Source organism: Streptomyces sp. CS113, from assembly GCF_002188365.1.
GTDB lineage: Bacteria > Actinomycetota > Actinomycetes > Streptomycetales > Streptomycetaceae > Streptomyces > Streptomyces tendae.
In genome coordinates this window covers 6,650,196-6,676,413 of the sequence record NZ_KZ195574.1, presented here as the reverse complement: position 1 = coordinate 6,676,413, position 26,218 = coordinate 6,650,196, and the positions used below count along the sequence as shown (strand labels likewise).

General features: G+C 74.1%; 25 protein-coding genes and 1 riboswitch. Of the genes, 14 read left to right on the top strand and 11 right to left on the bottom strand.

Annotated elements, in window-relative coordinates:
- The first annotated feature begins 2 nt into the window (after window positions 1–2).
- The 3 genes from B9W62_RS29965 (at window position 3) to B9W62_RS29955 (ending at window position 2,315) form a co-directional block, all read left to right on the top strand.
- Window positions 3–758: an SDR family oxidoreductase gene (locus tag B9W62_RS29965; protein ID WP_087810073.1), complete on the top strand. Its 756-nt coding sequence runs from the start codon at window positions 3–5 to the stop codon at window positions 756–758.
- Between the two features lie 117 nt (window positions 759–875).
- The gene (locus B9W62_RS29960; protein WP_087810072.1) at window positions 876–1,301 is read left to right on the top strand and encodes a MarR family winged helix-turn-helix transcriptional regulator; all 426 of its coding nucleotides are present in this window, start codon (window positions 876–878) and stop codon (window positions 1,299–1,301) included.
- A gap of 123 nt (window positions 1,302–1,424) precedes the next feature.
- The gene (locus B9W62_RS29955) at window positions 1,425–2,315 is read left to right on the top strand and encodes an NmrA/HSCARG family protein (protein ID WP_087810071.1); all 891 of its coding nucleotides are present in this window, start codon (window positions 1,425–1,427) and stop codon (window positions 2,313–2,315) included.
- Between the two features lie 96 nt (window positions 2,316–2,411).
- Here B9W62_RS29955 and amaP read toward each other — a convergent pair whose 3' ends face one another.
- The 5 genes from amaP to B9W62_RS29930 form a co-directional block, all read right to left on the bottom strand.
- Entirely contained in the window at window positions 2,412–2,999 is a 588-nt protein-coding gene (gene amaP, locus B9W62_RS29950; RefSeq protein ID WP_087810070.1) for an alkaline shock response membrane anchor protein AmaP, read from the bottom strand.
- Window positions 3,000–3,150: 151 nt separating this feature from the next.
- Window positions 3,151–3,831: a DUF6286 domain-containing protein gene (locus B9W62_RS29945; protein WP_107424225.1), complete on the bottom strand. Its 681-nt coding sequence runs from the start codon at window positions 3,829–3,831 to the stop codon at window positions 3,151–3,153.
- Window positions 3,828–4,211 carry a hypothetical protein gene (locus B9W62_RS29940; protein ID WP_087810069.1) on the bottom strand — a complete coding sequence of 128 codons (384 nt, stop codon included), beginning with the start codon at window positions 4,209–4,211 and terminating at the stop codon, window positions 3,828–3,830. The genes B9W62_RS29945 and B9W62_RS29940 overlap by 4 nt, the downstream gene beginning before the upstream one ends.
- Window positions 4,208–4,393, bottom strand: coding sequence for a hypothetical protein (locus B9W62_RS29935; RefSeq protein ID WP_087810068.1), 186 nt, complete (start codon window positions 4,391–4,393; stop codon window positions 4,208–4,210). Before B9W62_RS29935 ends, B9W62_RS29940 begins: the two co-directional genes overlap by 4 nt.
- Window positions 4,394–4,455: 62 nt before the next feature.
- Entirely contained in the window at window positions 4,456–4,938 is a 483-nt protein-coding gene (locus B9W62_RS29930; RefSeq protein WP_087810067.1) for an Asp23/Gls24 family envelope stress response protein, read from the bottom strand.
- An 87-nt stretch (window positions 4,939–5,025) separates the two neighbouring features.
- Here B9W62_RS29930 and B9W62_RS29925 point away from each other — a divergent pair, with 87 nt between their 5' ends.
- Window positions 5,026–5,823 (top strand): nucleopolyhedrovirus P10 family protein, encoded by a 798-nt coding sequence (locus tag B9W62_RS29925; RefSeq protein ID WP_087810066.1) that lies wholly within the window; start codon window positions 5,026–5,028, stop codon window positions 5,821–5,823.
- Window positions 5,824–5,844: 21 nt separating this feature from the next.
- Here the strand turns inward: B9W62_RS29925 and B9W62_RS29920 are convergent, their stop codons facing one another.
- The 3 genes from B9W62_RS29920 to B9W62_RS29910 all read right to left on the bottom strand — a co-directional run bounded on the left by B9W62_RS29920 (window position 5,845) and on the right by B9W62_RS29910 (window position 8,962).
- Window positions 5,845–6,648 (bottom strand): enoyl-CoA hydratase/isomerase family protein, encoded by an 804-nt coding sequence (locus tag B9W62_RS29920; protein WP_087810065.1) that lies wholly within the window; start codon window positions 6,646–6,648, stop codon window positions 5,845–5,847.
- Window positions 6,649–6,806: 158 nt separating this feature from the next.
- Window positions 6,807–7,028, bottom strand: coding sequence for a helix-turn-helix domain-containing protein (locus B9W62_RS29915; protein ID WP_003976983.1), 222 nt, complete (start codon window positions 7,026–7,028; stop codon window positions 6,807–6,809).
- 335 nt (window positions 7,029–7,363) lie between these two features.
- Window positions 7,364–8,962 carry an ABC-F family ATP-binding cassette domain-containing protein gene (locus B9W62_RS29910; protein WP_087810064.1) on the bottom strand — a complete coding sequence of 533 codons (1,599 nt, stop codon included), beginning with the start codon at window positions 8,960–8,962 and terminating at the stop codon, window positions 7,364–7,366.
- 205 nt (window positions 8,963–9,167) lie between these two features.
- Here B9W62_RS29910 and B9W62_RS29905 point away from each other — a divergent pair, with 205 nt between their 5' ends.
- Complete coding sequence (locus tag B9W62_RS29905; protein WP_087810063.1) at window positions 9,168–9,581, top strand: VOC family protein; 414 nt, start codon at window positions 9,168–9,170, stop codon at window positions 9,579–9,581.
- Between the two features lie 33 nt (window positions 9,582–9,614).
- On the opposite strand, the gene B9W62_RS29900 is transcribed toward B9W62_RS29905, so the two are convergent.
- From B9W62_RS29900 to B9W62_RS29890, 3 genes are all read right to left on the bottom strand, one after another.
- A complete protein-coding gene (locus B9W62_RS29900) occupies window positions 9,615–11,027 on the bottom strand; it encodes a hypothetical protein (RefSeq protein ID WP_179235739.1) in 1,413 nt (470 codons plus the stop codon).
- Window positions 11,028–11,218: 191 nt separating this feature from the next.
- Entirely contained in the window at window positions 11,219–12,346 is a 1,128-nt protein-coding gene (locus tag B9W62_RS29895) for an alpha/beta hydrolase family protein (protein WP_087810061.1), read from the bottom strand.
- Between the two features lie 130 nt (window positions 12,347–12,476).
- Complete coding sequence (locus B9W62_RS29890) at window positions 12,477–13,130, bottom strand: class II aldolase/adducin family protein (protein ID WP_179235738.1); 654 nt, start codon at window positions 13,128–13,130, stop codon at window positions 12,477–12,479.
- Between the two features lie 224 nt (window positions 13,131–13,354).
- Between B9W62_RS29890 and pitH the strand changes: the two genes are divergently transcribed.
- From pitH to cobI, 9 genes are all read left to right on the top strand, one after another.
- Entirely contained in the window at window positions 13,355–14,611 is a 1,257-nt protein-coding gene (pitH, locus tag B9W62_RS29885) for a low-affinity phosphate transporter PitH (RefSeq protein WP_087810059.1), read from the top strand.
- 34 nt (window positions 14,612–14,645) lie between these two features.
- Complete coding sequence (locus B9W62_RS29880) at window positions 14,646–14,867, top strand: hypothetical protein (protein WP_087810058.1); 222 nt, start codon at window positions 14,646–14,648, stop codon at window positions 14,865–14,867.
- A gap of 149 nt (window positions 14,868–15,016) precedes the next feature.
- Window positions 15,017–15,162, top strand: a riboswitch (cobalamin riboswitch).
- Window positions 15,163–15,273: 111 nt separating this feature from the next.
- A complete protein-coding gene (locus tag B9W62_RS29875; protein WP_087810057.1) occupies window positions 15,274–16,263 on the top strand; it encodes a cobalamin biosynthesis protein in 990 nt (329 codons plus the stop codon).
- Complete coding sequence (locus B9W62_RS29870; RefSeq protein WP_087810056.1) at window positions 16,260–17,768, top strand: cobyric acid synthase; 1,509 nt, start codon at window positions 16,260–16,262, stop codon at window positions 17,766–17,768. Before B9W62_RS29875 ends, B9W62_RS29870 begins: the two co-directional genes overlap by 4 nt.
- On the top strand, window positions 17,765–21,433 hold the full coding sequence (cobN, locus tag B9W62_RS29865; RefSeq protein WP_087810055.1) for a cobaltochelatase subunit CobN: 3,669 nt from the start codon (window positions 17,765–17,767) through the stop codon (window positions 21,431–21,433). Before B9W62_RS29870 ends, cobN begins: the two co-directional genes overlap by 4 nt.
- A complete protein-coding gene (locus B9W62_RS29860) occupies window positions 21,430–23,448 on the top strand; it encodes a putative cobaltochelatase (RefSeq protein ID WP_087810054.1) in 2,019 nt (672 codons plus the stop codon). The genes cobN and B9W62_RS29860 overlap by 4 nt, the downstream gene beginning before the upstream one ends.
- Window positions 23,448–24,047, top strand: coding sequence for a cob(I)yrinic acid a,c-diamide adenosyltransferase (cobO, locus tag B9W62_RS29855; RefSeq protein WP_087810053.1), 600 nt, complete (start codon window positions 23,448–23,450; stop codon window positions 24,045–24,047). Before B9W62_RS29860 ends, cobO begins: the two co-directional genes overlap by 1 nt.
- Window positions 24,044–25,468 (top strand): cobyrinic acid a,c-diamide synthase CobB, encoded by a 1,425-nt coding sequence (locus B9W62_RS29850; protein ID WP_087812168.1) that lies wholly within the window; start codon window positions 24,044–24,046, stop codon window positions 25,466–25,468. The genes cobO and B9W62_RS29850 overlap by 4 nt, the downstream gene beginning before the upstream one ends.
- Window positions 25,465–26,214 (top strand): precorrin-2 C(20)-methyltransferase, encoded by a 750-nt coding sequence (gene cobI, locus B9W62_RS29845; RefSeq protein WP_087812169.1) that lies wholly within the window; start codon window positions 25,465–25,467, stop codon window positions 26,212–26,214. The genes B9W62_RS29850 and cobI overlap by 4 nt, the downstream gene beginning before the upstream one ends.
- The last annotated feature ends 4 nt before the right edge of the window (window positions 26,215–26,218 follow it).

Sequence of the window (26,218 nt, the reverse complement as noted above, 5' to 3'; positions counted from 1 at the left end):
CCATGGATCTTGGACTGAAGGACCGGGTGTACGTCGTCACGGGTGCCACCCGTGGCCTGGGCAACGCCGCCGCGCGCGAGTTGGTCGCCGACGGGGCGAAGGTGGTCGTGACGGGGCGGGACGAGAAGAGCGTCGCGGAGGCGGCCTCGGCGCTGGGACCGGACGCGGTCGGGGTGGCCGCGGACAACGCCGACCCGGAGGCCGCGGGGCGGCTGATCGCGACCGCGCGTGAACGCTTCGGCCGTTTCGACGGCGTACTGATCAGCGTGGGCGGGCCGCCGCCCGGGTTCGCCGCCGACACCACGGACGAGCAGTGGCAGTCGGCGTTCGAGTCGGTGTTCCTCGGCGCGGTGCGGCTGGCCCGGACGGCGGCGGCCGAGCTGGCGGACGGCGGGGTGATCGGGTTCGTGCTGTCGGGTTCGGTGCACGAGCCGATCCCCGGCCTGACCATCTCCAACGGTCTGCGCCCCGGGCTGGCGGGCTTCGCCAAGTCCCTCGCCGACGAGCTGGGCCCGCGCGGCATCCGCGTCGTCGGTCTGCTGCCGGGCCGCGTGGACACCGACCGCGTGCGCGAGCTGGACGGCCTGTCCGCCGACCCGGCGGCGACCAGGGCGGCCGCCGAGTCCCGTATCCCGCTGCGCCGCTACGGCGCCCCGGAGGAGTTCGGCCGCGCGTCGGCGTTCCTGCTCTCCCCCGCCGCGTCGTACATCACGGGCGTGATGCTGCCGGTGGACGGCGGCGTGCGGCACGGGTTCTAGTTCGCGGCGCTCCCTCCGGGCCGGGCGGGTGTCGCCGGCAGCCGGGCGGTCGGGCGGTCGGGCAAGCCGGTCTGCGTCGGTAGACTGGGTGTTCGGCATGGAGGAGGAGCGGCGGGCGTGGACTACGGCGACAAGCTCTTCTGGCTCTCGGTCCTGATCCAGCGGAGGTACGCGCAGATCTGCGCCGAGTACGATCTGACGTCCTTGCAGGCCACGCTGCTGTGCGCGGTCAAGGACGAGCCGCGCCGGATGGCGTACCTCGCCGCCTCGCTCGGCATGACCAAGAACGCGCTGAGCCAGCTCGTCGATCGCATCGAGCGGCGCGAGCTGGTCACCCGGGCGAGTTCCGAGCAGGACCGGCGGGTCATCATGCTCAGCGTGACGCCCGCGGGGAAGGTGCTCGCCGAGGCGGTGTTCGCCGAGACCACCAAGCGCCTGCCCGACCTCGCGGAGAACCTCGACGCCGACGACCGGCGCGACTTCGAACGCCTGGCCACCGCCATCGTGGACGCGTCGGGCGTCTCGGCGTCCACCTCGTCCTGACCTACGTACCGAGCAGTCCTCCTGGGCACCTGCATGCCTTGCTTCAGTTCACGCCATGAACTAATCTCGTTCATGGCGTGAACTAATAACGGTGCACGCCATGCCCTAGCGAGAGGTGAGGACATGGTCACGCGGGAGCACGGTGTCATCGCGGTCTTCGGTGCGACGGGACAGCAGGGCGGGGCGGTCGTCGACGCGCTCCTGGCCCGGGAAGCGCGGGTGCGGGCCCTCGTCCGCACCCCCACGTCCGACCGGGCGCAGGCGCTGGCCGCCCGGGGCGTCGAGCCGGCGGTCGTCCGGATCGACGCCCCGGCGTCGACGGTCGCCGCGCTGGAGGCGGTCGACGCGTTCTACTTCATGACCCCGGAGGCGAACAGCCTCGAGGAGGTCGAGGAGGAGGTCCGCGTGGGCACCGCCCTCGTCGACGCGGCGGCCGCGGCGCGCGTGCCGCACGTCGTGTTCAACTCGGCCTTCGGAGCGGATCGCGAAAGGGGTGTGCCGCACCACGACTCGAAGCACCGGATCGAGGAATACCTGAAGCGCTCCGGCCTGCGGGCCACGATGGTTCGCCCGGCCGCCTTCATGGAGAACTTCGCGACCGTGATGGCGCCGAGCCTGGAGGACGGGACGATCGTGCTGAGGCTGCCGCTGCCGGACGACGTCGTCCTGAAGATGATCTCGATCGAGGACATCGGCAAGGTCGCCGCCGCGATCCTGCTCGGCACCGCGGACGTGCCCGGCGGAGCCGTCGCGGTCGTCGGCGACGAGCCGACGGGCCCTCAGATCGCCGCCGTGTTCGGCAGGCGCGCCGGGCTGCCGTCACGCTACGAGGCCCTGCCGCTGAGCGTCCTCGGCAACGACCTCGACAAGGCGATGTTCCGCCAGTTCGCCGAGGCGTCCGCGTCCCCGTCGGACATCGCGGCGGTGCGGGCGATCGAGCCGGCCGTCCGGGACCTGACCGAGTGGATCCGCTCCACCGGCTGGACCGCGCCCGCGGACCGGGTCCGTTCCTGATACTCCGGCCGCAGGCCATGATCCCGCCGGCGTGGCGGTCCCGGACATGGCCCGGCCACCGAGGAGGACCTGGCCCTCCCGGGCTGCCCGCAGCCCTCAGCTGACCCGCTCGGCCCCGTGCTTGACGCCCCGGAGCTGGACCTCCGCCGGGAGGGAGGCGAGGTTCGCCGAGTCGCGGGCGTGGGCCAGCGCGCGGGTGGTGAGGTCGTGCAGGGCGGTGCCGGGGTCCACGTGAGGGGCGAGCAGCAGCCGGATGCGGGCCGCCGGGGCGTCGCGGCGGCCGCTGAGCCGGACAGCGGCCCGTTCGACCCCGTCGACCCGGTCCGCCTCACCGGCGAGGACGTCCTCCAGTGCCCTGCCGCGCAGCGTGGCGCCCTCGCCGTCCCCGGTGTCCACGAGGACCTCGGTGAGCCTGCGGCGGCGTACCACCGCGACCAGCCACCACAGGGCGAGCAGCAGCAGGACCGCGAGCGCCGCGATGACGACCGGCCACCACCAGCCGGCGTCCCGCCACCGGGTCCGTTCGGCGTTGCTCAGCAGTACGTCGTGCGGCCCCTGGTGGACCCACCAGGAGGGGGCCGGGGCGTCGAATCCAACGGCCAGCACCGCGCCGCCGAGGGCCAGCAGGACCAGGCCCGCCAGTGCGGTCAGTACCCGGTTCACCGTCCTGAGCACCGCGCTCACCCCTTCCGTCCGGAGCGGGCCGCCCGCGACCACGCAGCGGGCGGTACGGCCGGCACGGCACCGCACACCTCTCCACCGAGGCCCGGCGGCACCCGGCCCGTCCGGCCCGTCAGCACCCCGTTCACGCTCCTGACCACCGCCCTCACCGCCCTCACCCCTTCCGTCCCGGACGCGCCACCCGCAGTGACACGGCGGGCGGCCGGGCCAGGCCGAGGCCGCGTACCGCGTCGTCGAGCGCGCCGTCGAGATCGGTCCGTACGTCGTCCAGTTCGCGGAAGTGCGACAGTGCGCGGACGCGGGCCCTGCGGCGGTGCAGCCGCACCCGTGCGGACTGCACCCCGGCGACCTCCATGGCCCGGTCGCGCAGCACCGTGGCGGCCGCGTCCCGGTGCAGCCCGGCGCGTACGTCCGGATGGGTGCGGCGCATCGGCAGCACCCGGCGCAGTCCGGGGGTGAGGGCCAGCAGGAGCAGCCAGAGCCCGAGGGCCGCGGCGACTCCCGCGCCGACCAGTACCCAGGTGTCGTCGACGGGCCGCTCGGCGAGCTGCCGGGCCAGGTCGCGGCGCCAGCCGAGCGCGGTCCGGCCGGCGCGCACGGCGACGACGTCGTAGAGGAAGGCCCCGGCGAGGAGCAGGAGCAGCAGCGCGACCAGACCGGCGGGGACGCGGCGCGCGGACCAGAAGCGGCCGGCCCGTCCGCTGCCGGCGTCGTCCGGCAGGTCGGGGCCGTGCTGCTCCGGGGACGGGGCCGCGCCCGGTTCCGTGCCGCGTTCCACGACGGGCAGCCGCTGGGTGCTGCCCTCTCCGGTCCCGGCGCCCTGGGGCTCGCTCATCGCGTCCTCCCGTGCCTCGCACCGTATTCCGCCGACAGGTGCAGCCGCTCCACCTGTACGGCGACCTCCGGCACCGCCATGCCCACCAACGCACGTACCCGCTGGACGACTTGGTGACGCACCCGGCCGCAACGGGCGCCGATGTCGCACGGGTAGTCGAGTTCCAGGTGGACCCGGACCCGGGCGGTGTCGTGGTGGACGTCGACGGTGGCGTACGGCCGTGCGGCGTCCGGGTGGAGCGGGCCGAGGGCCTCGCGTGCCGCCCGTGCGGCGACCTTGGCGACGACCCGGTCGGCGATCCGGGTGGCACCGCGCTCGCCCGGCGCCACCCGGGCCAGGGGTTCGAGGAGGTCACCGGCCCCCTCGCTCACGCCGGTCACCGCCGCCGGTCGTCGCGGGAGCGGAAGAAGTCGCCGAGGTCCATGTCCCCTTCGAGGAGGCGTCCGGTGACGAACCCGACGGCCCCCAGGGCCGCCACCAGCAGGAAGGCACCGAAGCCGCCGAAGTATCCGGCGAAGCCCAGTGCCATGCCGGCGATCATGCCGACGACGGCCATGCTCATGGCGCGCTCCCCTCGTTCACCGTTTCATCCACCGTTCAGTCGGTTGTCGGTCGGTGTCCGCGTCACTTGATCCGGGGCTCCGGTTCCTCGTCCTCCTCGTCGGGCAGCTTCACGTCGCTGACCGCGATGTTGACCTCGACGACCTCCAGACCGGTCATCCGCTCCACCGCCGCCACCACGTTCTCCCGCACGTCCCGGGCCACGTCCGCGATCGACACGCCGTACTCGACGACGATCTCCAGGTCGAGGGCGGTCTGCTTCTCGCCGACCTCGGCCTTCACCCCGCGCGTCACCCCGGACTTGGTCCCGCCGGGCACCCGGTCGCGCACGGCGCCGAAGGTGCGCGACATCCCGCTGCCCATCGCGTGCACACCGGCGACGTCCCGTGCCGCCATTCCGGTGATCTTCTCCACGACGCCGTCGGCGATGGTGGTCCGTCCCCGGGTGCCGGGGTCTCCGCCGCCGCGCCGCATCGTCTGGCCCTTGGCCGCCCCGGAGGTCTCGATCGTGTCCTGCCCGCTCCGGTGGGTCTCCATGTCGCTCATCGCCGTACGTCCCTTTCGGTCGTAGTCCTGTGCCCACGTTAGGCGGGGTTGCGGTGCCCCGCGCCACGGATGCGGCAGGCTGGACGAATGACGACGGCGGACCGGTGGACGCGGGCGGTGCGGGAGCAGCTGGGTCTCGGCAGGCTGGTGCCGCTGGGCGGCCCGGGGGACGGCGCGTGGATCGCCGAGCGTGCGGCACGGGAGGTGCTGCTGGCGGCGGCCCGGGGCGTGGCGGGGGTGCGTCCGGGTGACCTGCGGATCGGGGCAGCCGACCCGGACGGCGTACACGAACCCGCCGTGCCGCCTCCGCCGGGCGCGCTGCCGCCCGGTCCGCTGCGGGTGACGGCCGGCTTCGCGGCGGTCGTGGAGCCGACGGCGGCGGCCCCGGAACCCCTGCCGGTGACGGCCGCGGTCCTGCGTGCCGTGCTGACGGAGGCCGCGACCGGGCGGCTGGGTCTCGTGGTGGCGGACGTGGATCTGCGGGTGACGGGCCTGCTCGACGGGACGGCGGCCCCGGAACCGGACACCGAGGCCGGGCAGGGCCCCGCCCACGCGCCCGGCACCGGGGCCGGCAGCGGAGGCGGCGGGAACGGCGGCGGGAACGGCGACGGGAACGGCGGCGGGACCGGCGACGAGGGGCGGGTCGCCCGGGCCGTGTCGGCGGTGCCGGGCGTGGCCCGGCTGACGGGCGTACTGGGCCGTCCGGTGCACCTGTCAGAGCCGCCCCCGCCGGAAGGGGCCCTGGCGCGCCGCCACGTCCGGGTGGAGCTCGCGGTGCGCGCGGACCATCGGGCCGTGGAGGTGGCCCGGCGGGTGCGCGCGGTGGTGTCCGAAGCCCTGCCGGACCGTCCGTCGGCGGCCGTGGTGGTGACCGGCGTCGGCTGAGCGGCCGCGCTCCCGGCCCGGTTACTCCCCGAGCCCCGCCAGGTCGCGCAGCCGACGGCCCTGGGCGGCCCGCTCGGCGGTGCGCTGGGCCTCGGGGTCCCGCGTCAGGGCGCCCTGGAGCAGCGCCTTGGTCTCGACGACCGCGTCGCGCGGTGCGGCCAAAATCGCCGACACCAGGTCGTGCACGGCGGGGTCGAGCTGGTCCGCGGGCACGGCGAGGTTGGCCAGGCCGGTGCTCACGGCCTCCTCGGCCGCGACGAAGCGCCCCGTCGCGCAGATCTCCAGCGCGCGGGCGTACCCGACCAGGGACACCAGGGGGTGCGTGCCCGTCAGGTCCGGCACCAGCCCCAGGCTGGTCTCGCGCATGGCGAACTGCACGTCGTCCGCGACGACCCGCAGATCACAGGCGAGGGCCAGCTGGAAGCCCGCCCCGATGGCGTGCCCCTGGACGGCGGCAACCGACACGAGGTCGCTGCGCCGCCACCAGGTGAACGCCTCCTGGTACTCGGCGATGGTCGCGTCCAGCTCGGCGTCGCCGCCCCGAGCGAGGTCGATGAACGACGGTTCGCCGTCGAAGCCCTCCGGGGTGAACGCCTGCCGGTCGAGCCCGGCCGAGAAGGACTTGCCCTCGGCCCGCAGCACCACGGCGCGGACGGAGCCGGGCAGCAGCCGGCCGGCCTCGGCGAGCGCCCGCCACAGAGCGGGGCTCTGCGCGTTGCGCTTGGCCGGGTTGGTCAGCGTCACCGTGGCGACGGCGTCGTCGACGGTGAGCCGCACGCCGTCCTGGTCGAGTGCGGGACCGGGGTCGTGGACGGGCGAAGCCATGGGGCGCCTCCGAAAGATGCGGTCGTCGTCCCCGCCGCGCGCCGAACGGTGCGCCGTGCGACGGCAGGACTAAGTGACTGCACAGTAACCACCCGGACGGTCGGACGACCGACCGGGTGGCCACCGTCACTTTCGGAGCCGAGGGGCCGCCCGGGGCGTCAGGCCGACGTGGCCTTCTTGCCCCGGGTAGCCCCGCCACGCCCTCGGAGCGTGACGCCCGACTCGCTGAGCATGCGGTGCACAAAGCCATACGAGCGGCCGGTTTCCTCGGCCAACGCCCGGATGCTCGCACCGGCGTCGTACTTCTTCTTCAGGTCTGCCGCGAGCTTGTCGCGCGCGGCGCCGGTTACCCGGCTGCCCTTCTTCAGAGTCTCGGCCACCCGTGCCTCCTCATGGGAAGTGCGCTCTGGTACTCCTCATGATCACCCCTCCCGGCCCGCATGGCCACCCATTCGGCAAGGTCGATGAGACAAGGTTGTGACGACAGGAGCGCGTCCCCACATACGGAATCCGCGATTCCAGAGAATTGGACGCGTTCGTCCGAACGGGTTTCCGCGCGTCGTTCCAGGTCAGAAAGGCGTCGCGGCCGGACCCCGGCACATGGGGGTCCGGCCGCGAAATCGATGTAGGACACACCTCTTGATGAGGAGATCTCACACAGATGGTGGATCACGGATCGGCCGAATGATCCATCACCAGTGGATCATCCATTCGGTCAAGCGAGGGCGACGAGGTCCGCGTAGTCGGCGCCCCACAGGTCCTCGACGCCGTCCGGCAGCAGGATGATCCGCTCCGGCTGGAGCGCCTCGACGGCGCCCTCGTCGTGGGTGACGAGGACGACGGCGCCCTTGTAGGTGCGCAGCGCGCCGAGGATCTCCTCGCGGCTGGCCGGGTCGAGGTTGTTGGTGGGCTCGTCGAGCAGCAGCACGTTCGCCGAGGACACCACGAGGGTGGCCAGCGCGAGACGGGTCTTCTCACCGCCGGAGAGCACACCGGCGGGCTTGTCGACGTCGTCGCCGGAGAACAGGAACGAGCCCAGCGTCTTGCGGACCTCGACCAGGTCCAGGTCGGGGTTGGCCGAGCGCATGTTCTCCAGGACCGTGCGCTCGGGGTCGAGGGTCTCGTGCTCCTGCGCGTAGTAGCCGAGCTTGAGTCCGTGGCCCTCGATGACCTTGCCGGTGTCGGGCTTCTCCGCCCCGCCCAGCAGGCGGAGCAGGGTCGTCTTGCCCGCGCCGTTGAGGCCCAGGATGACGACCCGGGAGCCCTTGTCGATGGCCAGGTCGACGTCGGTGAAGATCTCCAGCGAGCCGTACGACTTCGACAGTCCCTCCGCCATGAGCGGGGTCTTGCCGCACGGTGAGGGCTCGGGGAAGCGCAGCTTGGCGACCTTGTCGGACTTCCGCTCGGCCTCCAGGCCGGCCAGCAGCTTGTCCGCGCGGCGGGCCATGTTCTGCGCGGCGACGGTCTTGGTGGCCTTCGCCCGCATCTTGTCGGCCTGCGAATGCAGCGCGGACGCCTTCTTCTCGGCGTTCTGGCGTTCGCGCTTGCGGCGCTTCTCGTCGGCCTCGCGCTGCTGCTGGTACAGCTTCCAGCCCATGTTGTAGACGTCGATCTGGGAGCGGTTGGCGTCCAGGTAGAACACCTTGTTGACGACCGTCTCGACCAGGTCGACGTCGTGGGAGATCACGATGAAGCCGCCGCGATAGGTCTTCAGGTAGTCGCGCAGCCAGATGATCGAGTCCGCGTCGAGGTGGTTGGTCGGCTCGTCGAGCAGCAGCGTGTCCGCGTCCGAGAACAGGATCCGGGCCAGCTCGATACGGCGGCGCTGACCGCCGGAGAGCGTGTGCAGCGGCTGGCCGAGCACCCGGTCGGGCAGGTTCAGCGCGGCGGCGATGGTGGCGGCCTCGGCCTCGGCGGCGTACCCGCCCTTGGTGAGGAACTCGGTCTCCTGGCGCTCGTACTGCCGCAGTGCCTTGTCGCGGGTGGCGCCCTGGCCGGTGGCGATGCGCTGCTCGTTCTCGCGCATCTTGCGGATCAGGGTGTCCAGGCCGCGGGCGGACAGGATGCGGTCGCGGGCGAGCACGTCGAGGTCGCCGGTGCGCGGGTCCTGCGGGAGGTAGCCGACCTCTCCGGAGCGGGTGACGGCACCGGCGGCGGGCTGGCCCTCGCCGGCCAGGACCTTGGTGAGGGTGGTCTTGCCGGCGCCGTTGCGGCCGACCAGGCCGATGCGGTCGCCCTTGGCAACGCGGAAGGTGGCGCTCTCGATGAGGACGCGGGCACCGGCGCGCAGCTCGATGCCGGAGGCGGAGATCACGGTCAGACTCCTGGGCGGGTGGATTGGCGGGGTGGGCGGCTGTGGAGGTTCCCGCCGCTCTAGTGCACGAGGAGAATGGCCATGGGGCCAGTCTAACGGGGCCGTGCAACCACTTTTCCCCGCGAGCGGTGTCAGTGGCCGGTGCAAGACTGGGCGAACGGGCCCAAAGCAGCACGGGCCACCGGCTCACGAGGAAGTGATCGGCATGGCAGGCAATGCGGGCGGGCGCCCGAGCATCTACCCGACGCTCCAGTACGCGGACGCCAAGGCGGCGATCCGGCAGCTCACCGAGGCGTTCGGGTTCACCGGGCTCGCGGTGTACGAGGACGAGGACGGCTCGGTCGCCCACGCCGAGCTGGTCCAGGGCAACGGCGCGGTCATGCTCGGCTCGAAGGGCAAGGGCGGCCGGTTCGACGAGGCGATGAAGAACGGCGGCACCACGGGGGTGTACGTGGTGGTGGCGGACGTCGACGCCCATCACCGGCGGGCCGTGGAGCACGGCGCCGAGATCCTGATGCCCCCGACCGACCAGGACTACGGCTCGCGGGACTACATGGCCCGCGACCTGGAGGGCAACGTCTGGAGCTTCGGGACGTACGCGCCGGAGGTACGCGGGTAGCCTCCGGCGCTCCGCCCGCCGGGCCCGGCCCGGTCAGCTGCCCCCGGTGTGGACCTGGAAGGCCGCCCGGCGTACGGCCTTGGCCAGGGCGGGGTCCGGGTGCGCGGCGGCGAGCGCCACCAGCACCTGCACGGTGCGGGGGTGGCCGACCGCGCGGACCTCGTCGAGCAGGGCCGGGACGGTGGCCTGCACCGCCGACTCCAGGTGCCGCACCAGCAGCGGGGCCTCTCCGTGGTCGGCGACGGCGGCCGCGGTGTCGACCCACAGCCAGGTGGCCTCCGGGCGGGTGAGGACCTCGTGGGCGTCCTCGGGGTCGATGCCGTCGTGCTCGGCCAGCCACAGCAGGGCGTACGGCCTGAGCGTCGGCTCGTCGAGGACGCCGCGGACGTCGGGCTCGGCGGGGGCCCCGACGACGCGCAGCGCCTCGAAGGCGAGGCCGCGCAGCAGGGCGTCCTCGCCGCGGGCGGCGCCGAGCAGTTCGGTGACGGCGCTGCCGACGGGGCGGGCGGCGAGCCAGGCGCGGTACTCGGCGCGGGCGGCGTTGGGGCGGAGTTGTGCGCAGCCGCGGAGCATGCCCTCGGCCGACTGCTCGATGTTGCCGGCGGGGCTCTGCGCGGCGACGCAGATCTGCTCCAGCTTGACCCAGACCGCCCAGTTGCCGAGCGGGGTGAGCGTGGCATGTCCGTCGCCGCAGGTGAGGGCGCCGACGGCGGCGAGGGCGTGCAGGGCCCAGTCGAGCAGGGGGGCGAGCGGGGTGTCGGTGGCCGGGGCCGGGTCGGCGCCCGGGGTGCCGGGTTCCAGCCGGGGGCCGTAGGGCACCTCGCAGCGCTCGGTGCGCAGTTCGGTGACGCGCTGCTCCAGCAGGTCCAGGAGCTGTGCCACGGGGACGGGCCCGGCGGACAGCTGGAGGAAGGAGAGCACCTGGGGCATCGCGGAGACGACCTCGGCCACGGCGGCGGGCTCCTGCCCGGCGGGCTCGGGGTGGGCGAGCGACCAGGCGTCGAAGAGGGCGACCCAGCCGCGCAGCACGGCGCTGTCGTCGCGGTTCCAGGCGCGCAGCCGCCAGCCGGGGCGGGCGGTGCCGCCGTGCACCTCGACCAGTCCGGCGAGGCGGGCGGTGTCCCAGTCGGCGCGGACCTCGGCCACGGTCAGGCCCAGTTCGCGGGCCGCGTGGGCGGCGGTGGCGTCGGACAGGGTGGCCTTGCCGTCGGCGGTCGCGCTGCCGCGGCCGGGGCCGAGTGCGGAGTCTGCCCAGCGGGCGACGCGGGCGGCGTCGGCAAGGCCGGAGCGCGCCATTCCGGCCAGTTCGGACCGGGCCGGTGTGCCTTCCGGGGGGCGCGGTGCGGGGCGGCGTGGACGCCGCTGATTCATCGCTTGGGGGGCGGCGGCCAGGGGTCGCGGGCGGACGAGTCGAAGCCTGGAGTCGCGCGGGATACGGGACGTCACGGGTGCAGTCTTCCGGTTGACGGTCCGAAAACCCAAACGGAATGCCCCGACGGCCTCCCGGGACGGTGCGCGCCGGGGGCCGGGCGCGCCGTCCGGGCATCGGATCGGGCCAGTGGTACGGCGTCAAACGGAACCGGTTCACCGGGCCCGGGGGCGCCGTGCCGCCGGGCGGCGGGGGCCGCCGGAGGGGATCACACCAGCGGGGTCATGAAGCGGCGCAGGGTCTCCTCGTAGTCCGCGGGGTCGGCGTTCCACATGGCGCCGTGCGGGGCGTCCCGCACGGTGTGGAGGGCGACCAGGCGCGGGTGGGTGTCGGCGAGGCGGCGGCTCAGGCGCCAGGGGGCCACCTCGTCGCCGGGGCCGTGGAAGATCAGGGTGGGCACGGCCGGGCGATGCAGCCCGGTGGTGCCGGTGTCCCGGTCGGCGTGCAGCCCGGCGCGGCCCTGCGCGGCCCGGACGGCGAGCGGCAGGAGCGGGCCGGGGGTGCGGCGGGCGGCGGCCAGGGCACGCAGGGTGGTCTCCCAGCTGAGCACCGGCGAGTCCAGGACGAGCCCCGCGATGCGCTCGCGCACGCCGGAGAGCGCGGCAGTGCGCAGCGCCATGGTGGCGCCGGTGGACCAGCCGAGCAGGACGACCTGGCGGGCACCGTGGTCGAGGGCGTAGCGGACGGCCGCGTCCACGTCGCGCCACTCGGTCTCGCCGAAGTGGTGCAGGCCGTCGGGCGAGGGGGGTGCGCCGACGTCGCCGCGGTAGGCGAGGGCGAGCACCGGGACGCTGCGGCGGTGCAGGGGCGCGATCAGGTTCAGGGCGTGTTCGCGGGTGGCGGCCAGCCCGTGCACGGCGATGATCCAGGTCGGCCGGGCCCCGGGCAGGAACCAGGCCGGGAGCGGACCGAGTTCCCCCGGGACCTCGACGTCGGTGTGCTCCAGGTCGAGGGCCGTGCCCGGGTTCCCGACGTACAGGTTCGGGGTGAACCAGGCTCGGTCGCCGGTCGCGAAGGTGCCGTGCGTGACGCTTTCCAGGCGGCGTACGACGGTGTCGGCGCCGTGCTCGGCGGTGTCGAGGACCGGGCCGACGACCGCGTGCGAGCCGTCACCGGCGAGTCCGTACCGGCCGGGGCGCAGTGCGGCCAGGTCCCGGGTGAGGGTGATCTGTCCGGCGGCGGTGCCGTGCACGGTGAGCCGGGGCTCGGTGGGCAGGGGCCGGCCGGGGGGCGCCTTCAGCGCGGCGTCGCTGGCGAGCCGGCCGGCGGCGACGCTGGCCATTCCGGTCGCCAGAGCTGCGGTGACGGCGGCTGCCGTTGCGGTGACAGTGCGCATGGGGCCAGTCTCCTGGTGCAGTCCTCGGGCGGCCAGTGGACGGGTGACAGGGGGTGACGGGGCCCCACGTGTCCTGTAGCCGGTGTCCTGTAGCCGGTACCCCGGCAGTGCCCCGGCACGCACGCCCGCGTCAGCTCGGTTGCCCGTATCCGCGGAGGCGTTCGGTCACCTCCGTCAGCTGGGCCGGTGTCAGCAGGGACGGCGAGTGGCCCGGCACCGAGGCGGCGGTCAGCCAGAGGCGGCACATCCACTCGAGCTGGGCGGTGCGGTCGTAGGCCTGGTCGAGGGAGGTGCCGTAGGTGATCGTGCCGTGGTTGCGCAGCAGGCAGCCGGTGCGGTCGGCGAGGGCGTCGAGCATGCCGCGGGCCAGCGCGTCGGTGCCGTAGGCGGCGTACGGGGCGACCCGGACGGCGCCGCCGAGCGCGGCGGTCATGTAGTGCACCGGGGGGAGTTCGGGGACGAGCAGCGAGACGGCCGTCGCGTGCACGGCGTGGGTGTGGACGACGGCCCGGGCCGCGGGGTCGGCGCGGTACACCGCCAGGTGCATGGGCAGTTCGCTGGTCGGGACGAGGGTGCCGAGCACCTGCCGTCCGTCCAGGTCGACGCCGGTCGCGTCGTCCGGGGTCAGCCGGTCGTAGGGGACGCCCGAAGGGGTGACCAGGACCGTGTCGCCGACGCGCACCGATACGTTGCCGGAGGTGCCGACGACCAGCCCGTCCGCGACCGTCCGCCGGGCCGCCGCGACGAGTTCCTCCCAGGCCGCTTCCTCGCTCGATCGCGTCACAGTCACCGTCTCCTCCCGGGCGTCCGCGCGCCCCTCGTGGCCCGTCGACGGACGGTCTCGCGGTGATCCTGCCAGGGACGTCTCCGGAGAGCTTCGGAGCGGGCACGCAGAGGGAGGTTCCGACCCCGCTTCCGGTCACCGTGGCGCCCTGCCCAGTTCATCTTCCGTTCACCCTGGTTACCTACGTTCGTCGCGCCAACGACCTCGAACGATTGCCTGGGTAAATGGAAAGCTTCTCGCTGATCCTCGCGATTGTGGTGGTAACCGCACTCGCGTTTGATTTCACGAACGGTTTCCACGACACCGCGAACGCGATGGCAACGACCATTTCGACCGGTGCGCTCAAGCCCAAGGTGGCGGTGGCGATGTCCGCCGTCCTCAACCTTGTAGGCGCCTTCCTCTCCGTGGAGGTCGCCAACACGATCTCCAAGGGTCTCGTCGACGAGACCGGCATCCGTCCCGAGGTCATCTTCGCCGCACTGGTCGGCGCGATCCTCTGGAACCTCCTGACCTGGCTGGTCGGGCTCCCGTCCAGTTCCTCGCACGCCCTGATGGGCGGCCTGATCGGTGCCGCCGTCGCCTCGGCCGGCATCGGCGCGGTCAACGGCGACGTGCTCGTCACCAAGGTGCTCCTCCCCGCGATCGCCGCCCCGATCGTGGCCGGCGTCGCGGCGATGCTCGCGTCCCGGATGACGTACTCGCTGGGCCGCAAGGCCGACGGCAAGGCCGCCGCGAAGGGCTACCGGGCCGGTCAGATCGCCTCCGCCGGTCTGGTCTCGCTGGCCCACGGCACCAACGACGCCCAGAAGACCATGGGCATCATCACCCTCGCCCTGATCGCCGGCGGCTCGCTCGCCCCCGACTCCGACCCGCCCGTGTGGGTCATCCTGGGTGCGGGCCTGGCCATCGCGCTCGGCACCTACCTGGGCGGCTGGCGCATCATCCGCACCATGGGCAAGGGCCTGACCGACCTCCAGCCGCAGCAGGGCTTCGCCGCCCAGACCAGTGCCGCCACGGTCATCCTGGCCTCCTCCCATCTCGGCTTCTCGCTGTCCACCACGCACTCGGTCTCCGGTGCGGTGATGGGCGCGGGCCTCGGCCGCAAGGGCGGCGTGGTCCGGTGGTCCACGGCCACCCGGATGTTCATCGCCTGGGGCCTGACGCTGCCCGCCGCGGCCCTGGTCGCCGCGCTCGCCGAGTGGGTCTGCCGCCTCGGCGACTGGGGCACGGCCCTCGTCGCGGTGTTCCTGGTCGCGTCCAGCTTCGCGATCTGGCGGATCTCGCGCCGCGAGGTCGTCGACCACACCAACGTCGTCGACGACGACCCGGTGGGCGCCGCCGAACCGGCCGGTGTGGTCACCACGGCGATGGCCGCGGTGTCGCCGCCCCCGGCGGGTGTGACCGAGGACCTGGCGGCCACCGTCCCGGCCCCGGCCACCACGCCGGACCCCAAGGCCCCGTCGGCCGCCACCACCGTCTGAACCCGCGTCCCGGGTACGAAGGAAGCGAACCTCCATGAGCATCGACTGGGCAGCCCTGGGCTCCGTCTTCGGCGTCAGCCTCGTGGCCACGGTGGCCCTGGTGGGCCTGTTCACCCTCGGCATCGTCGGCCTCTCCCGCCAGGAGCGGGCCGCCGCCGAGGGCGGCTCCGCGGCCCTCGCGGTCACCGGTGCGTACGCCTGCTTCGCGGCCTGCACGGCGGCGGTGGGCTACGGCATCTATCTGATCGTCGCCTGAGCGCCGCCCGGTTCACGGGCGCACTCGCCGGGGCGGGGCGCGGAACGGACTCGAACCGTTCCGCGCCCCGCCCCTTCGCGTGCCGGCGCACACCACTCGTGTGTGGGCCTTCGCACACTCCCCCGTCGCAGGTCAACGCCAGGTTGACGGGTGTTCGCGGGCCGTGGTGGACTTCCGGAGCCATCTACGGCGGCAGGAGAGGAAGCCCGGTGCGAATCCGGCGCGGTCCCGCCACTGTGACCGGGGAACAGGAACCCCCGGGAGCCAGGAACTCTCACCGCCGGACTCTTCGAACCAGGGCGTGGACACCCTGAGTGAGGACATGACGCGATGCCCGGCTGCCGCCACCGCTCGAGCCCGACACCCCGTACCCGGTGCTTCCCCGACCGTGTGACCGGCTGAACCCGTGCGTGCCGGACGCGTCTTCGCGTACGGCGCCGCCGCCGGCCTCCTCGGCGACCTCCTCCTCGGCGACCCGCGCCGGGGACACCCGGTCGCCGCGTTCGGCCGTGCCGCGGGCGCCGTGGAACGGGTGCTGTGGCGGGACCACCGGGGCTGGGGCGCCCTGCACACCGCCGTGTGCGCCGGGGGCGCCGCCGCGATCGGTACGGTCGCCGCGCACGCCGTACGCCGCTCCCCCGCCGCCCGCGTCGCGCTGACCGGCGCGGCCACCTGGGCCGTCGTCGGCGGCACCTCGCTGGCCCGCGAGGCCGCCGCGATCGGCCGGGCCCTGGACGCCGGGGACGTCGAGGCGGCGCGGGCGCGGCTGCCGCACCTGTGCGGGCGGGACCCGCAGGCGCTGGACGCCGACGGCGTCGCCAGGGCCGTCGTCGAGTCCGTCGCCGAGAACACCTCGGACGCGGTCGTGGGCGCCCTGGTGTGGGGCGCCGTGGCGGGTGTGCCAGGACTGCTCGGCTTCCGGGCCGTCAACACGCTGGACGCCATGGTCGGCCACAAGTCGCCCCGGTACCGCCGCTACGGCTGGGCCTCGGCCCGCCTGGACGACCTCGCGGGCTGGCCGGGCGCCCGGCTGACCGCCGTCCTGACCACCGTCGCCGGGGGCGATCCGCGGGGCGCCGTACGGGCCTGGCGTGCGGACGCCGCACAGCATCCGAGTCCCAACGCCGGGCCCGTGGAGGCCTCGTTCGCCGGCGCCCTGGGCGTCCGGCTCGGCGGGACGCTCTCCTACGGCGGGCGGGTCGAGCACCGGCCCGTCCTCAACGGCGCCGCGGGACGCGCCGTCCGGGCCGGTTCGGGCGACATCGACCGGGCGGTACGGCTCTCCCGGCGCGTGGGCTGGCTGGCGCTGGGCGTGTGCGCCGGCGCACGACTGCTCGCGCGCGGAGCCTCCGCCGCCGCGGCGGAGCGGGACGTCACGAAGGGACGTACGTCATGAACGGTGGCCTGCTCGTCGCCGGCACCACCTCCGACGCCGGCAAGAGCGTCGTCACCGCCGGGATCTGCCGCTGGCTGGTGCGTCAGGGCGTCAAGGTCGCGCCCTTCAAGGCGCAGAACATGTCGCTGAACTCCTTCGTGACCCGCGAGGGCGCGGAGATCGGGCGGGCCCAGGCCATGCAGGCCCAGGCCTGCCGGGTGGAGCCCACCGCGCACATGAACCCGGTGCTGCTCAAGCCCGGCGGGGAGCGCAGCAGCCAGGTGGTGCTGCTCGGCAGGCCGGTCGGCGAGATGAGCGCCCGGGGCTACCACGGCGGGCGCCAGGCGCGGCTGCTCGGCACGGTGCTGGACTCGCTCGCCGAACTGCGCGCCACGTACGACGCGGTGATCTGCGAGGGGGCGGGCAGCCCGGCCGAGATCAACCTGCGCCGCACCGACATCGTGAACATGGGGATCGCCCGGGGCGCCCGACTGCCCGTCCTCGTCGTCGGCGACATCGACCGCGGGGGCGTCTTCGCCTCGTTCTTCGGCACGGTGGCGCTGCTGGCGCCCGAGGACCAGGCGCTGGTCGCCGGGTTCCTGGTGAACAAGTTCCGGGGTGATGTGTCGCTCCTGGAGCCCGGGTTGGAGATGCTGCACGGCCTCACCGGGCGGCACACGTACGGCGTGCTGCCCTTCCGGCACGGGCTCGGCATCGACGAGGAGGACGGTCTGCGGGTCTCGCTGCGCGGGACCGTGCGGGAGTCGGTGGTCGCGCCGCCGGTCGGCGAGGACGTGCTGCGGGTCGCGGTCTGCGCGGTCCCGCTGATGTCCAACTTCACGGACGTGGACGCGCTGGCCGCCGAACCGGGCGTCGTGGTGCGGTTCGTGGACCGGCCGGAGGAGCTGGTCGACGCGGATCTCGTCGTCGTGCCGGGAACACGGGGCACGGTGCGGGCCCTGGAGTGGCTGCGGGAGCGGGGGCTCGCGCGGGCGATCGTGCGCAGGGTCGCCGACCAGCGGCCCGTGCTCGGCATCTGCGGCGGCTTCCAGCTCCTCGGGGAGCACATCGAGGACGAGGTCGAGTCGCGCGCCGGGCACGTGGACGGGCTCGGACTGCTGCCCGTGCGGGTGCGGTTCGCCCGCGAGAAGACCCTCACCCGGCCGGTGGGCGAGGCCCTCGGCGAGCGCGTCGAGGGGTACGAGATCCACCACGGGGTCGCCGAGGTGACGGGCGGCAGCCCCTTCTTGGACGGCTGCCGGGTCGGACAGACCTGGGGCACCCACTGGCACGGTTCGCTGGAGTCGGACGGCTTCCGGCGGGCGTTCCTGCGCGAGGTGGCCGCCGCCGCGGGCCGCCGCTTCGTGCCGGCCCCCGACACCTCGTTCGCCGCGCTGCGCGAGGAGCAGCTCGACCGGCTCGGCGACCTGATCGAACACCACGCGGACACCGACGCGCTGTGGCGGCTCATCGAGTCCGGCGCGCCGCAAGGACTGCCCTTCATTCCACCGGGAGCGCCCGCATGAGCACAGTGCTGTTGTTGTCGACCGCCGACACGGATCTGCTGGCGGCCCGCGCGTCGGGCGCCGACTACCTGATCGGCAACCCGACCCGGGTCGACGTACGGGAGGAACTGCCGGGCCTGGTCGAGGGCGCGGACCTCGCCGTCGTGCGCCTGCTCGGCGGCAAGCGCGCCTGGGAGGACGGACTGGCCGCGCTGAAGGCGGCCGGTGTCCCGACCGTCCTGCTCGGCGGCGAGAGCGTGCCGGACGCGGAGCTGATGGCCGAGTCGTCGGTCCCGGCCGGGGTGGTGGCGCAGGCGCTGCGCTACCTGGTCGAGGGCGGCCCGGACAACCTCACCCAGCTCGCCCGCTTCCTGTCGGACACGGTGCTGCTGACCGGCGAGGGCTTCGACGAGCCGCGGAAGATGCCGGAGTTCGGCGTCCACGGCTCCCGGACCTTCACCGAGGGCCGTCCGACGGTCGGCGTGCTCTTCTACCGCGCCCACCAGCTGAGCGGCAACACCGCGTTCGTCGACACGCTGTGCGACGCGATCGAGGCGCGCGGCGCCAACGCGCTGGCCGTGTACTGCGGTTCGCTGCGCGGCGCGGACCCCGGGCTGTACGAGCTGCTGGGCCGGGCCGACGCCCTGGTCGCCACCGTCCTCGCGGCGGGCGGCACGCACGCCTCGCAGGCCTCGGCGGGCGGCGACGAGGAGGCCTGGGACATCGGGGCGCTGGCCGACCTGAACGTGCCGGTGCTGCAAGGGCTCTGCCTCACCTCCTCCCGGGCCGCCTGGGAGGCCTCCGACGCCGCGCTGTCCCCGATGGACGCCGCGATGCAGGTCGCGATCCCGGAGTTCGACGGGCGGCTCGTCACGGTGCCGTTCTCCTTCAAGGAGGAGGGTCCCGACGACGTGCCGGTCTACGTCGCCGACCCCGAGCGGGCGGGGCGGGTCGCCGGGATCGCCGTGCGGCACGCGGCCCTCGGGCACAAGCCGAACGCCGACAAGAGGCTCGCGCTGGTCTTCACGGCGTACCCGACCAAGCACTCCCGCGTCGGCAACGCGGTCGGTCTCGACACCCCGGCGTCGGCGGTGCGGGTGCTGGACGCGCTCCGGGACGCGGGGTACGGGGTCACCGGGTACCCGTCCGAGGGCGACGAGTTGATCCACCGGCTGATCGAGGCCGGCGGGCACGACGTGGAGTGGCTGACGGAGGATCAGCTGGCCGCGGCGCCCGCGCGGGTGCCGCTGGCCGACTACCGGGCGTGGTTCGAGAAGCTGGACCCGGAGCTGCGGGACGGCATGCGGGAGGCGTGGGGCGAGCCGCCGGGGTCGCTGTACGTCGACGGCGACGACATCGTGCTGGCGTCCCTCCGGTTCGGGAACGTCGTCGTGATGATCCAGCCGCCGCGCGGCTTCGGGGAGAACCCGATCGCGATCTACCACGACCCGGACATGCCGCCCTCGCACCACTACATGGCCGCCTACCGCTGGCTGGAGTCCGCCACGTCGGAGGGCGGCTTCGGCGCCGACGCGATCGTGCACATGGGCAAGCACGGCACGATGGAGTGGCTGCCGGGCAAGGGCCTCGGCCTGAGCGCGGGCTGCGCACCCGACGCCGTACTCGGCGACCTGCCGCTGATCTACCCGTTCATCGTCAACGACCCCGGCGAGGGCACCCAGGCCAAGCGGCGCGGGCACGCCACGGTCGTCGACCACCTCGTGCCGCCGATGGCACGCGCCGACACCTACGGCGACCTGGCCAAGCTGGAGCAGCTGCTCGACGAGTACGCGCTCGTCTCCGACCTGGACCCGACGAAGGCGCCGGCGGTCCGCGCGCAGATCTGGACGCTGGTCAAGGCCGCCGAACTCCACCACGACCTGCATGTGGACGACCAGCCGGACGACGACGCGTTCGACGAGTTCGTCATGCACATCGACGGCTACCTGTGCGAGATCAAGGACGTGCAGATCCGCGACGGCCTGCACGTCCTGGGCGGCGGCCCGGTCGGCGAGCCGCGCGTCAACCTGGTACTCGCGGTGCTGCGCGCCTCGCAGGTGTGGGGCGGACAGGCGAACGCCCTGCCGGGCCTCAGGGCGTCGCTGGCCGAGTACTTCGGGCTGGTGGAGAAGGAGCTGCTGGCCGAGCCCGGCGCCCCGGTGAAGGTGCCGGTGGAGCTGACGGAGCTGGTGGAGGGTCCGGCGCGGTCGGCGGCCGACGCGATCGACCTGCTCGAGCAGCTGTGCCGCCGGGTCGCGGAAGGCATGGAGCTGCGGGCGTGGGACCCGGCGGCCGTACCGGCTCTGGTCCGGGACGTGCTGGGCACCGAACTCCCCGACGCGGTCGCGGTGCTGGAGTTCGCCTGCACGGAGGTCGTGCCGCGCCTGGCCCGGACCACGGACGAGATCGGGCACATCCTGCGGGCCCTGGACGGCGGCTACGTGCCGGCCGGACCGTCGGGTTCGCCGACCCGCGGGCTGGTCAACGTCCTGCCGACCGGCCGGAACTTCTACTCCGTCGACCCGAAGGCGATCCCGTCCCGGCTGAGCTGGGAGGTGGGCCAGTCCCTCGCGGACTCGCTGATCCAGCGGTACCTGACCGACACCGGTGAGTACCCGAAGTCCGTCGGCCTCACGGTGTGGGGCACGTCCGCGATGCGCACCCAGGGCGACGACATCGCGGAGATCCTGGCGCTGCTGGGCTGCCGTCCCGTCTGGGACGACGCCTCGCGCCGGGTGACGGGCTTCGAGGTGGTGCCGCTCGCGGAACTGGGCCGGCCGCGCGTGGACGTCACGGTGCGCATCTCGGGCTTCTTCCGGGACGCGTTCCCGCACGTGGTGGGGCTGATCGACGACGCGGTGCGGGCGGTGGCGGAGCTGGACGAGCCGGCCTCGCAGAACTTCGTCCGCGCGCACGCCGACGAGGACACCGCCGAGCACGGCGACCGGCGCCGGGCCACCTCCCGCATCTTCGGCTCCAAGCCGGGCGCGTACGGCGCGGGTCTGCTGCCGCTGATCGACGCCCGCAACTGGCGCAGCGACGCGGACCTCGCCGAGGTGTACGCGGTGTGGGGCGGCTACGCCTACGGACGCGGGCTCGACGGGCGGGCGGCGCGCGGGGACATGGAGACGGCGTTCCGGCGGATCGCGGTGGCGGCGAAGAACGTGGACACGCGTGAGCACGACCTCGTGGACGCCGACGACTACTTCCAGTACCACGGCGGCATGGTCGCCATGGTGCGCCATCTGACGGGCGCGAGCCCGGAGGCGTACGTCGGCGACTCCGCGACCCCGGACCAGGTGAAGACGCGGACGCTGGGCGAGGAGACCCACCGCGTCTTCCGCGCCCGCGTGGTCAACCCGCGGTGGATGGCGGCGATGCGGCGGCACGGCTACAAGGGCGCCTTCGAGATGGCGGCCACCGTGGATTACCTCTTCGGGTACGACGCCACGGCCGGGGTGGTGGACGACTGGATGTACGAGCGGCTCAGCGCCGAGTACGTCTTCGACCCGGAGAACCGCGACTTCATGAAGAAGTCCAACCCCTGGGCGCTGCGCGGCATCACCGAGCGGCTGCTGGAGGCCGCGGACCGGGGGCTGTGGGCGGAGCCGGACGCGGAGACGCTGGAGCGGCTGCGTGCCACGTATCTGGAGCTCGAGGGCGATCTGGAAGGTGACGACAAGTGAGTACCCCGTTCCCGTTCACGGCCGTGGTCGGCCAGGACGACCTGCGGCTGGCGCTGCTGCTGAACGCCGTCTCCCCGGCCGTCGGCGGTGTGCTGGTCCGCGGTGAGAAGGGCACCGCGAAGTCCACGGCCGTGCGGGCGCTGTCGGCGCTGCTGCCGCAGGTGGACGTCGTCTCCGGGTGCCGCTTCTCCTGTGACCCCGGCTCCCCCGACCCGGGCTGTCCGGACGGCCCGCACGAGCCGGGTGCGTTCGCCTCGCGCCCGGCGCGCATGGTCGAGCTGCCCGTCGGCGCCTCCGAGGACCGGCTGGTGGGCGCCCTCGACATCGAGCGTGCGCTGGCGGAGGGCGTCAAGGCCTTCGAGCCGGGGCTGCTGGCCGACGCGCACCGCGGGATCCTGTACGTCGACGAGGTCAACCTGCTCCACGACCATCTCGTCGACCTGCTGCTGGACGCCGCCGCGATGGGCGCCTCGTACGTCGAGCGCGAGGGCGTGTCGGTGCGGCACGCCGCGCGGTTCCTGCTGGTCGGGACCATGAACCCCGAAGAGGGCGAGTTGCGCCCGCAGTTGCTCGACCGGTTCGGGCTCACCGTCGAGGTCGCCGCCTCGCGCGAGCCCGACCAGCGCGTGGAGGTCGTACGGCGCCGGCTGGCGTACGACGACGACCCGGCCGGTTTCGCGGCGCGCTGGGCCGACGAGGAGGCCGCCGTACGGGCGCGGGTCGTGGCGGCGCGGAGGCTGTTGCCGTCGGTGCGCCTCGGCGACGGGGCGCTGCGGCAGATCGCGGCCACGTGTGCCGCCTTCGAGGTGGACGGCATGCGGGCCGACATCGTGATGGCGCGGACGGCCACCGCGCTGGCGGCCTGGGCCGGGCGGACGGAGGTGCTCGCGGAGGACGTACGGCAGGCGGCGCTGCTGGCGCTGCCCCACCGGCGGCGGCGCAATCCGTTCGACGCGCCGGGGCTCGACGAGGACAAGCTGGACGAGACGCTGGAGGAGTTCGGCGGGTCGGACGGGCAGGACGGGGACGGAGGCGGGGACGACGATCCCGATCCGGGCCCCGACGGCGGTCCCGGTGGGCAGCCCGAGCCCGACGACGCGCCCCAGGGCGACGGGGACGCCGCCGCGCGCCCCGAGGCCGGGGAGGGCGGGGAGCCGCAGCCGTCCGGTGGTGCCGGTGAGCAGTCCCCCGCGCGGCCCGCCGAGCCGTTCCGGACCAGGGTGCTCAGCGTGCCGGGGCTCGGGGAGGGTGCCGCCGGGCGCCGTTCGCGGGCGCGGACCGAGCACGGGCGGACCATCGGGGCCCGGCGTCCCCGGGGCGCGCTGACCAAGCTGCACCTGGCCGCCACCGTGCAGGCCGCCGCACCGCACCAGCGGGCGCGGGGCCGCAGCGGGCCGGGGCTCGTGGTGCGCCGCGACGATCTGCGGCAGGCGAGCCGTGAGGGGCGTGAGGGCAACCTGGTGCTGTTCGTCGTGGACGCCTCCGGGTCGATGGCCGCGCGGCAGCGGATGGGCGCCGTCAAGGGTGCCGTGCTGTCGCTGCTGCTGGACGCCTACCAGCGTCGGGACAAGGTGGGGCTGGTGACCTTCCGGGGGTCGGCGGCGGACGTCGCGCTGCCGCCGACCTCGTCGGTGGACGCGGCGGCGGTGCGGCTGGAGTCGCTGCCGACCGGGGGGCGTACGCCGCTGGCGGCCGGGCTGCTGCGTGCCCACGAGGTGCTGCGGGTGGAGCGGCTGCGGGATCCGGCGCGGCGGGCGCTGGTGGTCGTCGTGACGGACGGGCGGGCCACGGGTGGTCCCGAGCCCGTCGCGCTGGCGGGGCGTGCCGCGCGGCTGTTCGCCGCCGAGGGCACCGCCTCCGTGGTCGTGGACTGCGAGTCGGGGCCCGTGCGGCTCGGGCTTGCCGGGCGGCTGGCGGATGAGCTGGGCGGTACGGCGGTGACGCTGGACGAGTTGCGGGCGGACTCGATCGCCTCTCTCGTGAAGGACGTTCAGGGCAGCAGGAGGGCCGCGTAGTGCCGCAGGGAAAGCCGAGTGTCGTTCCGGACGACGGACTGACGACCCGCCAGCGGCGCAACCGTCCGCTGGTCGTGGTGCACACGGGCGTCGGGAAGGGCAAGTCCACCGCCGCCTTCGGGCTGGCGCTGCGCGCCTGGAACCAGGGCTGGCCGATCGGGGTGTTCCAGTTCGTCAAGTCGGCCAAGTGGAAGGTCGGCGAGGAGAACGCCCTGCGGGTGCTGGGCGCCAGCGGCGAGGGCGGGTCCGTCGACTGGCACAAGATGGGCGAGGGCTGGTCCTGGGTCCAGCGCGACGCGCAGCTGGACAACGAGGAGAAGGCCCGGGAGGGCTGGGAGCAGGTCAAGCGGGACCTGGCCGCCGAGACGTACCGGCTGTACGTGCTGGACGAGTTCGCCTATCCGATGCACTGGGGGTGGGTCGACACCGACGAGGTGGTGTCCGTGCTGCGGGAGCGGCCCGGGACGCAGCACGTCGTGATCACCGGGCGGAACGCGCCCGCCGCCCTCGTGGACCTCGCCGATCTCGTCACCGACATGTCCAAGGTCAAGCATCCGATGGACACGGGGCAGAAGGGGCAGAGGGGCATCGAGTGGTGACCTCCGCGGATTCCGGTGTTCCCCGGCTGGTCATCGCGGCGCCCTCGTCCGGGAGCGGCAAGACCACCGTCGCCACCGGGCTGATGGCCGCGCTGACCGGGCGCGGGCTCGCCGTGTCGCCGCACAAGGTCGGGCCGGACTACATCGACCCCGGGTACCACGCGCTCGCGACCGGGCGGACGGGGCGCAACCTCGACGCGTACCTGTGCGGGCCCGAGCTGGTCGGGCCGTTGTTCCTGCACGGGGCGCGCGGGTGCGACATCGCCGTGGTCGAGGGGGTGATGGGGCTGTACGACGGTGCCGCCGGGGAGGGCGAGCTGGCCTCCACCGCGCAGGTCGCGAAGCTGCTGCGGGCGCCGGTGGTGCTGGTCGTGGACGCGTCGTCGCAGTCGCGGTCGGTGGCGGCGCTGGTGCACGGGTTCGTGTCCTGGGACCCGGAGGTGCGGATCGGGGGCGTGATCCTGAACAAGGTCGCGTCGGACCGGCACGAGGTGTTGCTGCGGGAGGCGGTGGACTGCGTCGGGGTGCCGGTGCTGGGGGTGTTGCGGCGGGCCGCGCGGGTCGACGTGCCGTCGCGGCATCTGGGGCTGGTGCCTGTCGCCGAGCGGGGCTCGGATGCGGTGGATGCCGTGGCGGCGATGGGTGCGCAGGTCGCCGCAGGGTGTGACCTGGAGGCGTTGGTCGGGTTGGCGCGGGCTGCCGGGCCGTTGCCAGGGGGCTCCGCCCCCTGGACCCCCGGGCCTGTGCCCACCCTCCCCCACGCTCGAATGCGCTCGCGCGGGGGGACCCCCATCCCGTCTCGGTCGGTCGAGAAGTCGACGCCACGCGTCGCCGTCGCCGGAGGAGCGGCCTTCACCTTCTCCTACGCCGAGCACACCGAGCTGCTCGCCGCCGCCGGGGCCGAGGTCGTCGCGTTCGATCCGTTGCGGGACGAGGAGTTGCCCGAGGGGACCGCGGGGCTCGTCATCGGGGGCGGGTTCCCCGAGGTGTACGCCTCCGAGCTGTCCGCCAACGAGGGGCTGCGGAAGTCCGTCGCCGAGCTGGCGCTGAGCGGTGCTCCCGTCGCCGCCGAGTGTGCGGGGCTGCTGTATCTCTGCCGCGAGCTGGACGGGCTGCCGATGTGCGGGGTGCTGGACGCCTCCGCGCGGATGTCGGGGCGGTTGACCCTGGGGTACCGGGACGCCGTGGCCGTGTCCGACAGTGCGCTGGCAGCCGCGGGGACGCGGCTGCGGGGGCACGAGTTCCACCGGACCGTGGTGGAGCCGGGGGCCGGGGCCGCGCCGGCCTGGGGGATGCGGGCGCCACAGCGGCGCGTCGAGGGATTCGTGGAGCGCGGTGTGCACGCGAGCTATCTGCACACGCACTGGGCGGCCGAGCCCGGTGTCGCCCGTCGGTTCGTGGAGAGGTGCCGGACGTCATGAGCAGCAGGCTGATCGGGGTGGGGGTCGGGCCCGGGGATCCCGAGCTGGTGACCGTGAAGGGCGTCAACGCCCTGCGGGACGCCGATGTCGTCGTCGTGCCGGTGATGGCCGCGGCCGACGGCACGGACGGCGGTGAGCGCGGGCGCGCCGAGGCGACCGTGCTGCACTACGTGGGCGCCGAGAAGGTCGTGCGGGTCGTGTTCGCGCTGAACGAGCGCGCCGACCGGGCGCGGCGCGAGGCGGCCTGGGACGCGGCCGGGGAGCGGGTGGCCGGGCTGTTGCGGGAGCACTCCGCCGTCGCCTTCGCGACCATCGGCGACCCCAACGTGTACTCGACCTTCACCTATCTCGCGCAGACCGTCGGCGCGCTCGTGCCGGGCACCGTCGTGGAGACCGTGCCCGGGATCACCGCCATGCAGGACCTCGCCTCGCGGTCGGGGGCCGTACTGACCGAGGGCACCGAGCCGTTGACGCTGGTGCCGGTCACGGCGGGGGCCGGCGTGCTCAAGGAGGCGCTGCACGGGCCCGGCACGGTCGTCGCCTACAAGTTCGGCCGGCAGGCGGCCGAGGTGGCCGAGGCGCTGCGGGAGAGCGGGCGCCTCGACGACGCCGTGTGGGGGTCGGCGCTCGGGCTGCCGGAGGAGTCCGTGCGGCCCGCCGGTGAGCTGGACGGGGCGCCGCTGCCGTACCTGTCGACGCTGATCGCGCCCGCCCGGCGCGAGGGCGGCCGGGGCGGGAAGCTGTGACGGC

Excerpts from the sequence above, each read along its gene's own strand:
- B9W62_RS29965 (WP_087810073.1), top strand. The coding sequence starts at position 3 with ATGGATCTTGGACTGAAGGACCGGGTGTACGTCGTCACGGGTGCCACC.
- B9W62_RS29955 (WP_087810071.1), top strand. The coding sequence starts at position 1,425 with ATGGTCACGCGGGAGCACGGTGTCATCGCGGTCTTCGGTGCGACGGGA.
- B9W62_RS29945 (WP_107424225.1), bottom strand. The coding sequence starts at position 3,831 with ATGAGCGAGCCCCAGGGCGCCGGGACCGGAGAGGGCAGCACCCAGCGG.
- B9W62_RS29935 (WP_087810068.1), bottom strand. The coding sequence starts at position 4,393 with ATGAGCATGGCCGTCGTCGGCATGATCGCCGGCATGGCACTGGGCTTC.
- B9W62_RS29930 (WP_087810067.1), bottom strand. The coding sequence starts at position 4,938 with ATGAGCGACATGGAGACCCACCGGAGCGGGCAGGACACGATCGAGACC.
- B9W62_RS29925 (WP_087810066.1), top strand. The coding sequence starts at position 5,026 with ATGACGACGGCGGACCGGTGGACGCGGGCGGTGCGGGAGCAGCTGGGT.
- B9W62_RS29920 (WP_087810065.1), bottom strand. The coding sequence starts at position 6,648 with ATGGCTTCGCCCGTCCACGACCCCGGTCCCGCACTCGACCAGGACGGC.
- B9W62_RS29905 (WP_087810063.1), top strand. The coding sequence starts at position 9,168 with ATGGCAGGCAATGCGGGCGGGCGCCCGAGCATCTACCCGACGCTCCAG.
- B9W62_RS29895 (WP_087810061.1), bottom strand. The coding sequence starts at position 12,346 with ATGCGCACTGTCACCGCAACGGCAGCCGCCGTCACCGCAGCTCTGGCG.
- pitH (WP_087810059.1), top strand. The coding sequence starts at position 13,355 with ATGGAAAGCTTCTCGCTGATCCTCGCGATTGTGGTGGTAACCGCACTC.
- B9W62_RS29880 (WP_087810058.1), top strand. The coding sequence starts at position 14,646 with ATGAGCATCGACTGGGCAGCCCTGGGCTCCGTCTTCGGCGTCAGCCTC.
- B9W62_RS29870 (WP_087810056.1), top strand. The coding sequence starts at position 16,260 with ATGAACGGTGGCCTGCTCGTCGCCGGCACCACCTCCGACGCCGGCAAG.
- cobN (WP_087810055.1), top strand. The coding sequence starts at position 17,765 with ATGAGCACAGTGCTGTTGTTGTCGACCGCCGACACGGATCTGCTGGCG.
- cobI (WP_087812169.1), top strand. The coding sequence starts at position 25,465 with ATGAGCAGCAGGCTGATCGGGGTGGGGGTCGGGCCCGGGGATCCCGAG.